This window comes from Sulfitobacter sabulilitoris, assembly GCF_005887615.1.
Lineage (GTDB): Bacteria > Pseudomonadota > Alphaproteobacteria > Rhodobacterales > Rhodobacteraceae > Sulfitobacter_E > Sulfitobacter_E sabulilitoris.
The window spans coordinates 187,981-201,278 of sequence record NZ_VANS01000003.1; the positions used below are offsets into that span (position 1 = coordinate 187,981).

Below are 13,298 nucleotides of genomic sequence, written 5' to 3' on the forward strand. Positions count from 1 at the left end.
CCATGACCCGCCTCGTGATGGGGCGGGTCACCGCAATTGAAAGGTGGCCCCCTATGCTTCGTTCCTTGATCATCACAGCCACTTTGGCTGTCTGCGGCGCGGCCCATGCACAGACCGCACCTTCCGCATCCGACATTGCGCACTATTCGGGCCTGCATCTTGCCGCTCACGAAGGCCGGGTGGACGAGATTGACCGCCTGATCGCGGCAGGTGCCGACCTGAATGCCCGCGACAACGCAGGCCGGACACCCGCCCATGTGGCGGCCTTTGCCTCGCATGACGAGGCGGTCGCGGCGCTTGCCAAAGGTGGCGCAGACATGAATGCGCTCGAAAACCGGGTCTACGATGTTCTGACCATTGCTGCGGTGGCCAACGATCCTGAACTCGTGTCTTTGGCCATGGAACTGGGCAACAAACCGGACCTCATCACCAGCGTATATGACGGCACCGCCCTGATTGCGGCCGCGCATCTTGGCCATCACGAAGTCGTTGCCCGCCTCGTGGCAGGCGGCGCGCCGCTGGATCACGTCAACAACCTGGCATGGACAGCGCTGATCGAGGCTGTGATCTTGGGGGATGGCGGGCCAGACCACGTCAAGACGATTGAAATTCTTGTCGAGGCCGGAGCAGACAAAACCATCGGAGATCGCGACGGCGTCACCCCGCTTCAGCATGCGACGGAGCGTGGCTACGCAGACATCGTCAAGCTTCTCGACTGACCTTCAGCCATACGCGCCAATGCCGCGAAAGCGGCTGGGTCCGACCGCCCAAGGTGTCGAATGCTGCACGATGGAAGACCATCCGCGTTTCATGGGGTGATCGAGGCAAGGACGGGATCAAGTCGTGCCATGCTCCAAGCCTCGGGCTCCATGGGCGGCTGCTGAAGTCGAAGGCGCGACAAGGAAGTCGTTCCATCCTTTACAAAACTAGTTTTGTAGTTATATTTGCGTCATGACGACTCAAACATCTCACGCTCGTGCTCTTGCAGCTCTCGGTCATGACGCTCGCCTCGCGATTTTTCGGTTGCTTGTGAAGTTCGGGCCAGATGGCCTGCGAGTTGGTGAGATTGGCCAGCATCTCGAAATGGCTCCATCAACACTTGCTCATCATCTCAGCACGCTGGTGGACGCCGGGTTGGTTGTTCAGGAAAAAATCGGACGCGAAGTCTTCAACAAGGCTGATTTCGCAGCAGCGTCAAGACTTGCGGAATTCATCACATCGGAATGCTGCCAAGGCGTCTCACTTACTCGAAAGGAAGATGCAGCGTGATTTCACGATCGCTTTTTTCTTACCCAATAGAAACTATAAAACTGGATATATAGAAATGTCACTCGCATCACATCTACCCGAAAGACCACGTGCTGCTCTTATGCGGTTCGCGTCAGATCAACGCATCTGGCTGATCTCTGTGCTGATCCTGCTTCTGCTCGCCGTCTTCAGCCCACAACAGGCCATTCAAAGCGGGCAATTCGCCATTGCCGCCGTCTTCCATATTGCACCCTATCTCGTCTTCTCTATTGGCGTTGCTGCTTATGCAAATGCCTCGGGGGCCGACAATCTCATAGCCCGGGCCTTTACGGGTGCTCCGGCGGTCATGATCCTTCTGGGGGCGTTCGCTGGTGGCTTGTCGCCCTTTTGTTCTTGTGGAGTTATTCCGTTGATCGCGGCGCTCTTGACGATGGGTGTACCCCTCTCAGCTGTGATGGCCTTCTGGCTTGCTTCACCTATCATGGATCCATCGATGTTCTTCCTGACCTCCGGTGTCTTGGGCCTCGAGTTTGCAGTCGCCAAAACGCTGGCGGCAATTGGCCTTGGGCTTTTTGGCGGTACGGTCGTACATATGCTCAGTCGTAGCGGATCCTTGTCCGACCCACTGCGGGACGGGATCGGCAACGGCGGTTGCGGCGGCGCCAAGATACGCGCTCCCCACCCAGTCGCCTGGAGATTTTGGCTCGAAGAGCAGCGCCGCGGGAAATTCGTAGCGACAGCGCGGGACACGACCCTGTTTCTCGCCAAATGGTTGCTGCTGGCCTTTATCCTGGAAAGCCTGATGTTGGCCTGGATTCCGGCCGAGACAGTCAGCCGAGTTCTGGGCGGAACAGGCCTCGGCCCAATCATGACCGCAACCCTGGTCGGAGTTCCCGCATACCTCAACGGTTATGCCGCCTTACCGTTGGTTGGAGGCTTGATCGAACAGGGCATGTCGCCTGGTGCCGGCCTGGCATTCCTTGTCGCCGGTGGTGTAACCTCGGTCCCGGCGGCCATGGCTGTGTGGGCCTTGGCTAAAGCCCGTGTTTTCTTGCTCTACATCGGGCTGTCGCTCAGTGGCGCGTTTGCCACCGGACTGGTGTTTCAGCTTTGGCAAGCCGTCTGACCGGACAAGCGCCCAGGCAACTTGGATTGCCTGGGCTCAGACCTGCGATCAGCTATCAAGGCAATTGGCCCAGACATCAGAGCCAACTGACCACGACACCGATGGCACCCGGGGCCCGCACTTGTCTGCGCATTGAAAGGCAGACAGTGGTGCAGCCGCAGCGCAATGGCGGTTTGTCCCGCAATTCAGCCCCTGCACCGCTCAACCGGCTTGCCGTGCCGTCCCACCTTGAGGACCGCGTCGGCGAGGTCCATGCCTGACGGCACCGCTTTTCAGCGGCCTCGCCCATGCCTGTCCGCAGGCTTCGATCACAGCAGATCATACGGCGAATTGCAGTATCTCCGCGGCCCGTTGTACGGCTGGAATGTCTTGCTGACACGGCTGTAGCTGCGGTAGCGCCGATCGCACCAATTGTCGTGTGCGTTCATGTTGCCGGCGGGGATGTGATCCCAACTGCTGTAGCTCTGATCGTAGGGTCGTCTTTGCTTCTGTTGCTCCAGCAGCACGGCCCCAAGCGCGAAGGCTGCCAACGGAAACCACCAGCCGTCATTGTCTCGGCGATACCCGTGGCGGTATTTTCGTGACCCGCGATACCCGCGTTTGTAAGGATGACCTTTGTAATGGTGACGATCCCAGTCGCGATCCGCCCGGCGGCGATACCTGTCGCGCTCGGCGTGCCGACGTTTCCAATCACGCTCAGCGTGCCGGCCGCGCCAATCGCGATCGGCGCGGTATCCGTGGCGATGATCGGCCAGGATGATGTCCGGGTCGGCGAGGTCGGCGGCCTGACGAACCGAGATTCCCGCGGATAGGGACGGCGGTGGAACAAGGTTTGCGGCAGTGGCATCGGGCGCAATCATGGACAGAGCGATGAGGATTGCGGCGATGATTCGTGCCGTTTGGAACTTGGTTCGCATCTTGAAAGCTCCTCTTGATGAGACAGATTTCGGCGCCCTGGTTCCGGAGCAGTTCGATCTTTGGCCCCGTCGTTCGTGCAGTCTTTATCCGTACCCCGGACCGCACATTCGGAAGCCGGGCTCGCGACTGCATGGCCGCATCATAACGGGCCGCGTTTGGTGGCCGAGTGATGAATCTCAAAATCACCCGCCTGTTATTTCTGGTGACAACGACCGGACAGCATGGCTGACGCATCGATGTGAACGGCGCAACCCCGTAGGACGAGGGGGCAGGTCCGGACATCCGACATGGCATCGACCGCTCGGGTGCTCACGGAAATGTTGCCCCCCAACCGCAGCGGACCGATTGACATGCTGCGGGGCGTCAGACACTCCTTGCGGCATGGCACGAACAAGACCCTTGGACGCTTTGATGCGGACGATGACCAGCGTGGTCCTCGCCCTTGCCATAGTTCTGTTCCCGGCATCCGCATCGCATGGCCAAGCGGATGCGGGCGTGTCCCATCATGCCGCGTCGATCATGGCTCATGCCGAAGCGGGCATGGATCACGCCGCCGGGTCAGACGCGACAGGGCACGCCGCGGATATTCATGCCGCAGAGACGCCGGATCGCCAGACCGGCGATCGGTGTTGCCAGGACATGTGCTTTTCGATCGCGCTGATGGCCGCACCCGGCGCTGCGCCAAAGCGTGCGGCAAACCTGCACGAGATGCGCCCCGCGCGGCAAATGGTCTCTGCCAGGCCGTCGGGTTTTCTGCGCCCCCCAAATACCTGATCTGACCGCGGGCCGGTGACCGGCCTTTTCGTCGCGCCTTGACCTGCGCGAGCCAAGCAACCGCATTTTCAGGTATATCCCATGAAACCGATCCTTTTTGCCGGGGCATTGCCCTTGCTGCTGGGGGCGTGCGCATCCACGCCGACCCCGCTGCCCGACGTGGCTGGCCTGCAAGCGCCCGCCTTCGACCAGGGCGCCGTCACCCCGGTCGCCTACCGAAATCCGCTGGAGGGCTTCGAGAACCGTGCCGTCACCGGCCCAGAGGACTGGCGCCGTCTCAATCAGCGACAGGCACCCGGGCAGGGGGGGAACTGATGCCGCGTCGTCTCCTCCCGCTTGCCCTCATGCTGCCCGCCGTTCTGGCCGCCTGCGCCACGGCGGTGCCGCCCGAATTCACCGACCGCGATGCGGGGTTCGCCGTCGTCCAGTCGCGCACCACGCAGGCGATCGGAAAGCGCACCGCCTGGGCACAGTCGCAGGACCAGACCGAAGCCCTGTCGAAAGAGGTCCGCGCGCTGGTGCATCGCAAGACCATCAGCGCCGAAACCGCGGTTCAGGTCGCCCTGCTCAACAACAAGGGCTTGCAGGCCGCGTATACCGCCATCGGGCTGTCAGCCGCCGAGGCATGGCAGCAATCCACACCGGAAAACCCGGTGGTGTCGCTGGGCCTGATGGGCATCGGCGCGCCCGAGCTTGGCCTCTACCGGGCGCTGGAAAGCACCATCGCGGTGAACCTCCTGGACGCCCGCACCCGCAAACAGCGCGTGGCCCTGGCCCAGGCGCAGTTTCAGCAGGCGCAGCTCGAGGCGGTCAACGACACGCTGAGGCTTGCCAATGACACCCGCCAAGCCTGGATCAACGCCGTCGCCGCCTTCGAGACCCTGAGTTATCTCAGGCGCGCTGCCGAAACGGCGGATGCGGCCTCTGAACTGGCGGCGCAACTTGGCCGTACCGGGGCGCTGGGCAAGGCCGGACAGGCCAGGGAGCAGGCCTTCAACGCGGAACTGGCCGGTCAGGTCGCCAAGGCGCGGCTCGAGGCGCAGATGGCCAAGGAACGGCTGACCATGCTCATGGGGCTGTGGGGGGCGGACACGGATTACCGTGTTCCCGATGCCTTGCCCGGTCTGCCCGCAACGGCCCGCTTGAACGGCCCCGTCGAAGCCAGGGCCCTGTCGAGCCGGGTCGATCTTGAGGTGGCCAAACTGGCGCTGGCCGCCACCGCCAAGGCCTACGGCCTGACGGATGCCACCCGCATGGTCACGGATCTCGAGGTGATCGGCGGCGTCGAGGTCGAACGCGAAGCCGAAGACGGAGCGACCGAAACCGACGCCACCCCGCAGATCGAGCTGGAATTCGCGATCCCGATCTTCGACAGCGGCAAGGCGCGGCTGCGCAAGGCGGAACTGGCCTATTTGCAGGCGGCCAACGTGCTGGCCGAACGGGCGGTCAACGTCCGCTCCGAGGCGCGCGCGGCCGAAGCGGCCTATCGTTCGACCCATGCGATCGCACGCCACTACCGCGACGTGGTGCTGCCCCTGCGCCGCACCATCGAAGAGGAGGCCCTGCTGAGCAACAACGGCATGATCACCAACACCTTCGACCTGCTGACCGACACCCGCGACAAGCTGGGCAGCGAAATGCAGGCGGCCAATGCCAAGCGCGACTTCTGGCTGGCCGCGGCCAACCTGACGGCTGCGATCTACGGCGGCGGCAGCGGTGCCGGCGGCGCAGGCGGCGACATCGCCATCGCCGCTGGCGGCGGTGCGGGACACTGATGAAAAGGACATTTGAAATGATGAACAGACGTCAACTTTTGGGGGCCGGTGCGGCGGGGGCGACCACGCTCGTGTCAAGCCGGGCCTGGGGCCAGACCCTGAACATGGGGCTGCCCGAAGCGGCACAGATGGACAGCGCGGCGACCCAACCGCCGGTCCGACCGTCCAGCGGGCCGGATTACAATCCGGTCGTCACGCTGAACGGCTGGACCTTGCCCCACAGGATGAACAACGGGGTCAAGGAATTCCATCTTGTCGCCGAACCGGTGGAGCGCGAACTGGCCGATGGCATGACCGCCTACCTGTGGGGCTATAACGGCCAGTCCACGGGTCCGACCATCGAAGCGGTGGAGGGCGACCGGGTGCGGATCTTCGTCACCAACCGGCTGCCGGAACATACCACCGTGCATTGGCACGGCATGATCCTTCCCTCGGGCATGGACGGGGTTGGCGGGCTCAGCCATCCCGGCATCCCGCCGGGCAAGACCTATGTCTACGAATTCGACCTGATCAAATCGGGCACCTTCATGTATCACCCGCACGGCGACGAGATGGTGCAGATGGCGATGGGCATGATGGGCATGTTCGTGGTCCACCCCAGGGACCCGGCCTTTCGGCCCGTGGACCGCGATTTCCTGATCATGCTGAACGCCTTCGACATCGATCCGGGCACATATGTGCCGCGTGTCATGACGATGACGGATTTCAACCTCTGGACGTGGAACAGCCGGATCTTTCCCGATATCGATCCGCTGGTCGTCAATCGCGGCGACCGGGTGCGCGTGCGGGTCGGCAACCTGACCATGACCAACCACCCGATCCACATGCACGGCTATGATTTCAAGGTCAGCTGCACCGACGGCGGCTGGGTGCCGGAGGCCGCGCAATGGCCCGAGGTGTCCATCGATATCCCCGTGGGCGCGATGCGGGCCTTCGATTTCACCGCCGATCACCTGGGCGACTGGGCGATCCACTGTCACAAGTCGCACCACACGATGAACGCGATGGGCCACGACGTGCCGACCTTCATCGGCGCCGACAAGACCGCTCTGACCGCCAAGATCCGCAAACACCAGCCCGAATACATGCCCATGGGTACGGCGGGTATGGCCGACATGGGCACGATGGAGATGCCGCTGCCCGACAACACCATCCCGATGATGACCGGCTGGGGCCCCCACGGCCCGATTGAAATGGGCGGCATGTTCTCGGTCGTGAAGGTGCGCGAGGGCATCGGCGCGGAGGATTACAGCGATCCCGGCTGGTACGAAAACCCGCCGGGCGAGCAGGCCTACGAATGGACCGGCAAGCTGCCTGATTTCGCCTCGAACGACAGTCCCGAAACACGGCTCACGCCAAGACCCGCCTCAAAGGGCTGACCGCCCCGGGGGCGGCTCCGAACCACAATTGTCAAACCAAACAGGAAAGAAACAACATGAAACATCTTCTTATGACAACAACCGCCACCCTTGCGCTGGTCCTCGCGGCGCCCGTCTTTGCCGTCGGGGCGCACGATGCCGGCCACGACAAGGCCGGGGACCACGGCGCGGACCACATGGCGATGATGGTCGGCCAGCCTGGCACGGCGCAGGACGTGGACCGCACCATCGAGGTCGCGATGCGCGAGACAGACGACGGACGGATGATCTTCGAGCCGGCAATGTTCGACATCGAACCGGGCGAGACGATCCGTTTCGCGGTCGAAAACAGGGGCGAGCTTGAGCACGAGTTCGCCATCGACACGATGGCGCGCAATGTCGAGCACAAGGCGATGATGGCCGAGATGGACATGGAACACGACGATCCGAACTCCGTCCGGCTTGACCCCGGTGCCTCCGGCGAGGTGATCTGGACCTTTGCGAACGAAGGCGCCTTCGAAGTCGCCTGCCTGATCCCCGGCCATTATGAAAGCGGCATGCACGGGCCGATCACCGTCGGACACGGCATGCCCCACTCCGACGGCGCGACGCAGGTGTCGCTGACGTATTCGACCGGAACCGTCAAGAAAATCGACGCCAAGGCCGGCAAGGTGACCGTGATCCACGGTCCCTTGGCCAACCTCGACATGCCGGCGATGACCATGGTTTTCCGCGCCGACGAAACGGTTCTGGCCAAGCTGGCAGAGGGGCAGGAGATCGAATTCGTCGCGGATCGCGTCAAGGGCAAGCTGACCATTACAGCCGTCAAATGAAACCTGTTCGCCGGGCGCTGTTTCGCGCCCGGCGATCCGGAAACCGGCACAAGGCAGGACAGGACATGACGCAGAAACCCAAGACCCGGAGACACGTACCGGGATGGATGATCTTGATCGCCCTGTTCGGGCTTGTCGCCCTTGCGGGGTGGTTGATGCTGGGGGTTCGGGACATCACCGGCCACAAGAGCGCGCGCGCCGCCGCGGCGAACGGCGAGCCGTGGGCCGTCGTCGCACGACCCCAACCGATCGGCCCGGCGGCACGGCCCGGCGCTGTGGTCTGCAACGGCCCTTGCGCCGCGTGCCGGACAGGGGCGGCCTGAGCCGACCCGCGCCGGCGTCGCCGCCGGCCCGATCGGTACATGCGGCAGATCGACGGGCTCGCGCGGTGGGACGCGGGCACCAAAGCGGACTTTTCATTGCGCCACCGGGACAGCGCGACGCCGCGCCCGCCGCTGGCAGATCATGCATCCGTCGTACCGCGTGGGGCGGCGGCGGCCTCAGGCGACGCTGGCGCGATAGCCTCCGTCCTGCAGCGCCGCGATCAGCGCGGCATCCGTCAGTGCGCTTTCGACCGACACCTGGCGCGCGGCCAGATCGACAGAGACCGTCGCCGCCGGGTCTTGTCCGGCGATGGCCTTTTCGACGGCCGCCTTGCAGTGCCCGCAGCTCATGTCGGGGACGTTGAATGTGCTCATGATGCGCTCCTTGCCTTGACTCCACCGCCAGATGCGCCCGCTCCTGCGGCAAGGTCAAGCGCCGTCGCGCGGCGAAATCGGCCCTTTTCGGCAAAAATCGGAACCTTCCACGGCTGGAAGGGCGTTTTAACCATGGAACCCCTGCCGCGACGCCAAAAGCCGAAAAAGGATGATCAGATGACCGGATACACACGTTTCTTTGCCATGATCGCGACCTCGACGGTCGTGATGTACGGGCTGATGTACCTCAACACCTACGCGTTGGATCATGTCTTCTTTAGTCAGACCCGGATGTGGATGGCGATCTACATGGGGGCGGCGATGGCGATCGTCATGTTGTCCTACATGCTGGGCATGTACGCCAATCGCGGCCTGAACATCGCGATCTTCGGCGGTGCGGCGGTGGTGTTCGCCGTGTCTCTCTACCTGGTGCGCAGTCAGGACACGGTGGCCGATGTCGCGTGGATGAAGGCGATGATCCCGCATCATTCCATCGCCATCCTGACCAGCGAGCGCGCAACCCTCACCGATCCGCGCGTGCAAAGCCTGGCGCAGGATATCATCGATGCGCAGCGGCTTGAGATCGACGAGATGAAGGCCCTGATCGCCGATCTTGGGGGTGGACCCAGCGCCACGCCCGAAGTCGACGGCAAGTAACCCACACGTCCCGAGGAGACGCCGATGAAGGATACCCCCGCGAAGACCGCCACCCTCTACCGGATGGCGACGCCCGATCACACCTGTCCCTACGGTCTCAAATCCCTCGATCTGCTTCGGCGCGAGGGCTTTGATGTCGAAGATCATCCGCTGGAAAGCCGCGAGGCCACCGATGCGTTCATGGCGGAGCGCGGCGTGAATACGACGCCTCAGACCTACATCGACGGCGCGCGGATCGGCGGTTATGAGGCCCTGCAAAGACACCTCGGTCACGCGGTCAAGGACCCGGACGCCACCTCCTACCGGCCGGTTGTCGCCATCTTCGCCGTGGCGCTCGCCATGGCGCTGGCGACCAGCTGGGCGGCATACGGGACCCTGTTCACGGTTCGCGCGCTGGAATGGTTCATCGCCATCTCGATGTGCATTCTCGGCATCCAGAAGTTGCAGGATGTCGAAGGGTTCAGCACGATGTTTCTCAACTACGACCTGCTGGCGCAGCGCGTGGTCCGCTATGGCTACGTCTATCCCTTTGCCGAGGCATTTGCCGGTGTGCTGATGATCGCGGGCGCGCTCGTCTGGATCGCGGCGCCGGTGGCATTGTTCATCGGGACGATCGGCGCGGTGTCGGTCATCAAGGCGGTCTATGTGGACAGGCGCGAGTTGAAATGCGCCTGTGTCGGCGGATCGTCAAACGTGCCGCTGGGGTTCATTTCGCTGACCGAGAACCTGATGATGGTGGCGATGGCGGTCTGGATGCTGGCGAAATAGCGAAGGGGGCATCTGTTCGGCGGGTCCGGCGCCTGTGGTGTTGTCATGACGGCTCTGATGCCTCGGTCCGTGCCACCGGGCCGTCACACCGCCCGGTCAACGGGCCTGCTGAACGCAAGCCGCCCTTGGCTGATCACCCTGCAACCCGGTCGCCGAAACACGTTGCCGTGAATGCCGTCCTGCGGTCGGACCGCATGATCCACGTCAAAGGCCGCAGCCGCGGGTTGGGTATATTTCCCATCCCGGCGCATCGCCGGTCCATTACCGGAGAGACGACATGACATACTTGAAAAAACGCAGCTTTTCAGCCATCGCAGCAGCCTGCATTGCCGCAATCGCGGTGCCGGCGGCGGCGCATCCGACGCATATGCGGCATGGCCAGATGATGGGCGGCCCAATGGGAATGATGGAGGGTCACTACGGGATGATGGGCCCGCACGGAATGGGCATGGGCATGGCGCGCAGCTATGCCATGACCACCTTTGATGCGGATGGCGATGGCATGCTCAGCGCCGAAGAAATCACTTCGGGGATGCAAGCGGAACTCAAGACCTACGACGCTGACGGGGACGGCGCATTGTCCTTGGAGGAGTTCGCGACGATGCACGCGGCGCATACGCGGCCGATGACCGTGCGCGCCTTTCAGATGCACGATGCCGACGGTGACGCCAAGATCTCCGAAGCGGAGATCGCAGCAAGCGCCGCGATGATGCAACGCCGCATGAGCGAACGGCCGGTCGATATGCGCGGCATGGGCATGGGTGCGGTGGACGACGATTGAAGAGGATTTGCGTCTGGCGACCGCACCGCGCGCGCGGGACGGAAGGATCCTGCCTCATTCCATGCGCAAGCGCGCGGAAATAGGCATTCCGTTGTTGGTGGGGCCATCTCGGGATGACTGCCCGCTGCCGCCTTTGGCGTGATCGCGGCACGTCTCATGATCCTCGCCGCCGCACACCATGCTCTCTGCATAGGACTGCGTGTGGAACGGGGCGTCGGACCCGGCGCCGACCGTCACTGGCGCGGCGCCACCGTCCCGCCAAAGATCTGTCTGCCGGGGTCATCGGCGCGATCCGTCTGAGCAGGGCGCGTTCGACGGTGCGGTCCTGCGACGGTGCTCCGGCAGTCAGGCTGATTGAAATCCGGGCACCGGAGGCCGGTACTGCGGTGTGTAGCGCTGGCCCGCTGTTGGCCTTGGATGGCGGCGCACTGCGCCTGACCGCCGGTCCCCGTTCCTCGTATCCTTGCGGCGCACAGGACGTGCAGGACTGAACCCATCCGGGACGCGGCCGCGACGCATTCCAGGTCCGTCCATCGCATGTGCGGCTCGCGCGGTCATGTGCGGCATGGGCGGCGCGACTGGCCCGTCAACCGGCGATCCGCCTCGCAGACGCTCCGGTTTGTTGATCTATTACCGGTATCAGACCACTATGAAGGGGTATTCTTGCACATCGATCAGAGGGTTTCAGCGGCGGCCATCCGGGGGCTCGGGTGCTTTGGTGAGTGGTGACAGCAATGCACGGCCTCGGGAGCATGCCGCCGGAGTGGGGAGAGTCTATGGTGGGGGATGACCCTGGTGCGGCGCCGAAAGAAGCCGCGCCATCTTTCGGGGGTGCGGATTTCGTCTGGACACAGACGCACGGTCTGGCCGCCGAAAAGCTTGGCTTTGCCATCAGGAGCCGATTACCGGTCATCCTGATGATCGGCGCAGACGGGGCTGGCAAGACTCGGCTGGCGAGGGAGGTCGTCGAACATGGCCCCGAGGATCGGCAGGTTTTGTTCATCGCCGATCCGGCTGCGCTGGGGGATGATCCGGAGAGGTACATCCGTACCGTGATGCCAGGGGTGCCGGCGGCGCCGGTGAACGGCGGTCCGGGCCTGCCGGTTCTGGTGATCGACGACGCGCACCGGCTCGACCCGGCGACGCTGGTGCGGCTTGTCGATCTGGCGGAACCGGAGACCGGCGCGCCCGGATCCCTTCGGCTTGTCCTGATCGGTCCGCGCGCGTTCAGCGACACCCTGAGCGCGGTGCGCCCGCACGCGGTCGGCCCGATGATCGACCTTCCGGAACTTGGCAAGGCGGACATCGAGACGTTCGTCAGGGCGCTGATGCGGCAGCCCGGCAATGACAAACCACCGCCCGACAAGGAGGAGATGGAGCGGATCGCCAAGATGTCGCTGGGCAATCCGCGCCGCATTCTGCGTCTTATGGGGCGTCGGGGTGTGGACGAGGCGGCCGCGACCCCGGTCCGGGGGCCTGATCGCGCCGGGCCCTCTGTGCGCTCTGGTGGGGCAGCGACGGCCAAGGCGCGGCTGTTTCATCCTCTGGTCGTTGTGGCGGGTCTGAGCCTTTTGGGGATGCTGGGCGTCGGCGGTGCCTATACCTATTTCGGGCTTGGCGGCATGGCCCCCCCGGCAATGGCGCCCCCGACACCGGCCGATCGCGCCGCCCGCGACCTTGCCCAAAGGCCCGTGGCCGTCCCCCCCGCGCCACAAGGCGAAACCGCCGCGCCGCGCGCCCTGATCGCCCCGGTCCAGGCGATACCGCCCTCCACCGACACGGCAAGGCTGTTCTATCGTGCGGGCGTCGAACTGGCCGCGAGGGACAGTGCGGCATCGGTCGCGGCCTTCGCCCATGCCGCGTTGCTGGGGCATGAAAAGGCGGCATATTTCCTGGGCCAGATGTACCAGACGGGCGAGGGCGTGCCGCGCAACGAGGTTTTGGCGCGGGCCTGGTATGCCAGCATCGCCGACAGCATGCCGCGCGCCGCGCAGGCGCTCGCGGCGCTGCCCTTGGTCGATGGTGTGCCACGCTCGGACACGGCCCCCGCCGTGTTGCATGCCGAACTGCGCGGGTCTGCGCAATTCGTCGTGGTGTGGTCGGATGCGGCGGTCGTGCCGGGGGCGCGATATGCCGTCGAATTCGCGGATCGAAACCGCTCGGTCCTGGAAACCGTGACGGCCACGGTGCCCGCCCTGCGCCTGCGGACGCATTTCGCCGCCGACGCGTTCCGCGTCGTGCGCAGCCTTGGCGACACGCGCCATGCCTCCGACTGGTTTGTCGTGCCCAAGCTGGTCAACAGATAGATCCGCCGCCCGGCGCGCGCCCGTCCCGGCGATGATCCAACGGGCTGATCGATGGG

15 protein-coding genes are annotated in these 13,298 nt (G+C 64.1%); 13 read left to right on the forward strand and 2 right to left on the reverse strand.

Annotated elements, in window-relative coordinates; genetic code table 11:
- The first annotated feature begins 2 nt into the window (after nt 1–2).
- The 3 genes from FDT80_RS13170 to FDT80_RS13180 all read left to right on the forward strand — a co-directional run bounded on the left by FDT80_RS13170 (nt 3) and on the right by FDT80_RS13180 (nt 2,374).
- Nucleotides 3–719, forward strand: a complete 717-nt coding sequence (locus tag FDT80_RS13170) for an ankyrin repeat domain-containing protein (RefSeq protein WP_246039950.1) — start codon at nt 3–5, stop codon at nt 717–719.
- A gap of 232 nt (nt 720–951) precedes the next feature.
- Entirely contained in the window at nt 952–1,269 is a 318-nt protein-coding gene (locus FDT80_RS13175) for an ArsR/SmtB family transcription factor (RefSeq protein ID WP_138662772.1), read from the forward strand.
- Nucleotides 1,270–1,369: 100 nt separating this feature from the next.
- A complete protein-coding gene (locus tag FDT80_RS13180) occupies nt 1,370–2,374 on the forward strand; it encodes a permease (protein ID WP_246039963.1) in 1,005 nt (334 codons plus the stop codon).
- A gap of 308 nt (nt 2,375–2,682) precedes the next feature.
- Here FDT80_RS13180 and FDT80_RS13185 read toward each other — a convergent pair whose 3' ends face one another.
- On the reverse strand, nt 2,683–3,291 hold the full coding sequence (locus tag FDT80_RS13185; RefSeq protein ID WP_246039951.1) for a BA14K family protein: 609 nt from the start codon (nt 3,289–3,291) through the stop codon (nt 2,683–2,685).
- A gap of 412 nt (nt 3,292–3,703) precedes the next feature.
- Between FDT80_RS13185 and FDT80_RS13190 the strand changes: the two genes are divergently transcribed.
- The 6 genes from FDT80_RS13190 to FDT80_RS13215 all read left to right on the forward strand — a co-directional run bounded on the left by FDT80_RS13190 (nt 3,704) and on the right by FDT80_RS13215 (nt 8,355).
- Complete coding sequence (locus FDT80_RS13190; protein WP_170311862.1) at nt 3,704–4,066, forward strand: hypothetical protein; 363 nt, start codon at nt 3,704–3,706, stop codon at nt 4,064–4,066.
- Between the two features lie 81 nt (nt 4,067–4,147).
- Nucleotides 4,148–4,381, forward strand: a complete 234-nt coding sequence (locus FDT80_RS13195; protein WP_138662774.1) for a hypothetical protein — start codon at nt 4,148–4,150, stop codon at nt 4,379–4,381.
- Nucleotides 4,381–5,841 (forward strand): TolC family protein, encoded by a 1,461-nt coding sequence (locus FDT80_RS13200; protein ID WP_138662775.1) that lies wholly within the window; start codon nt 4,381–4,383, stop codon nt 5,839–5,841. Before FDT80_RS13195 ends, FDT80_RS13200 begins: the two co-directional genes overlap by 1 nt.
- Nucleotides 5,842–5,858: 17 nt before the next feature.
- A complete protein-coding gene (locus FDT80_RS13205) occupies nt 5,859–7,220 on the forward strand; it encodes a multicopper oxidase family protein (protein WP_138662776.1) in 1,362 nt (453 codons plus the stop codon).
- 56 nt (nt 7,221–7,276) lie between these two features.
- The gene (locus tag FDT80_RS13210) at nt 7,277–8,032 is read left to right on the forward strand and encodes a copper-binding protein (RefSeq protein ID WP_138662777.1); all 756 of its coding nucleotides are present in this window, start codon (nt 7,277–7,279) and stop codon (nt 8,030–8,032) included.
- Nucleotides 8,033–8,097: 65 nt separating this feature from the next.
- Nucleotides 8,098–8,355, forward strand: a complete 258-nt coding sequence (locus FDT80_RS13215) for a hypothetical protein (RefSeq protein ID WP_138662778.1) — start codon at nt 8,098–8,100, stop codon at nt 8,353–8,355.
- A gap of 177 nt (nt 8,356–8,532) precedes the next feature.
- Here FDT80_RS13215 and FDT80_RS13220 read toward each other — a convergent pair whose 3' ends face one another.
- On the reverse strand, nt 8,533–8,730 hold the full coding sequence (locus tag FDT80_RS13220) for a heavy-metal-associated domain-containing protein (protein WP_138662779.1): 198 nt from the start codon (nt 8,728–8,730) through the stop codon (nt 8,533–8,535).
- A gap of 177 nt (nt 8,731–8,907) precedes the next feature.
- On the opposite strand from FDT80_RS13220, the gene FDT80_RS13225 reads away from it, so the two are divergent.
- The 4 genes from FDT80_RS13225 (at nt 8,908) to FDT80_RS13240 (ending at nt 13,242) form a co-directional block, all read left to right on the forward strand.
- The gene (locus tag FDT80_RS13225) at nt 8,908–9,387 is read left to right on the forward strand and encodes a DUF305 domain-containing protein (protein ID WP_138662780.1); all 480 of its coding nucleotides are present in this window, start codon (nt 8,908–8,910) and stop codon (nt 9,385–9,387) included.
- A 24-nt stretch (nt 9,388–9,411) separates the two neighbouring features.
- Entirely contained in the window at nt 9,412–10,155 is a 744-nt protein-coding gene (locus FDT80_RS13230) for a glutaredoxin family protein (protein WP_212733855.1), read from the forward strand.
- Between the two features lie 277 nt (nt 10,156–10,432).
- Nucleotides 10,433–10,936, forward strand: coding sequence for an EF-hand domain-containing protein (locus FDT80_RS13235; RefSeq protein WP_138662781.1), 504 nt, complete (start codon nt 10,433–10,435; stop codon nt 10,934–10,936).
- 776 nt (nt 10,937–11,712) lie between these two features.
- Nucleotides 11,713–13,242 (forward strand): hypothetical protein, encoded by a 1,530-nt coding sequence (locus FDT80_RS13240; protein WP_138662782.1) that lies wholly within the window; start codon nt 11,713–11,715, stop codon nt 13,240–13,242.
- Nucleotides 13,243–13,298 lie beyond the last annotated feature (56 nt).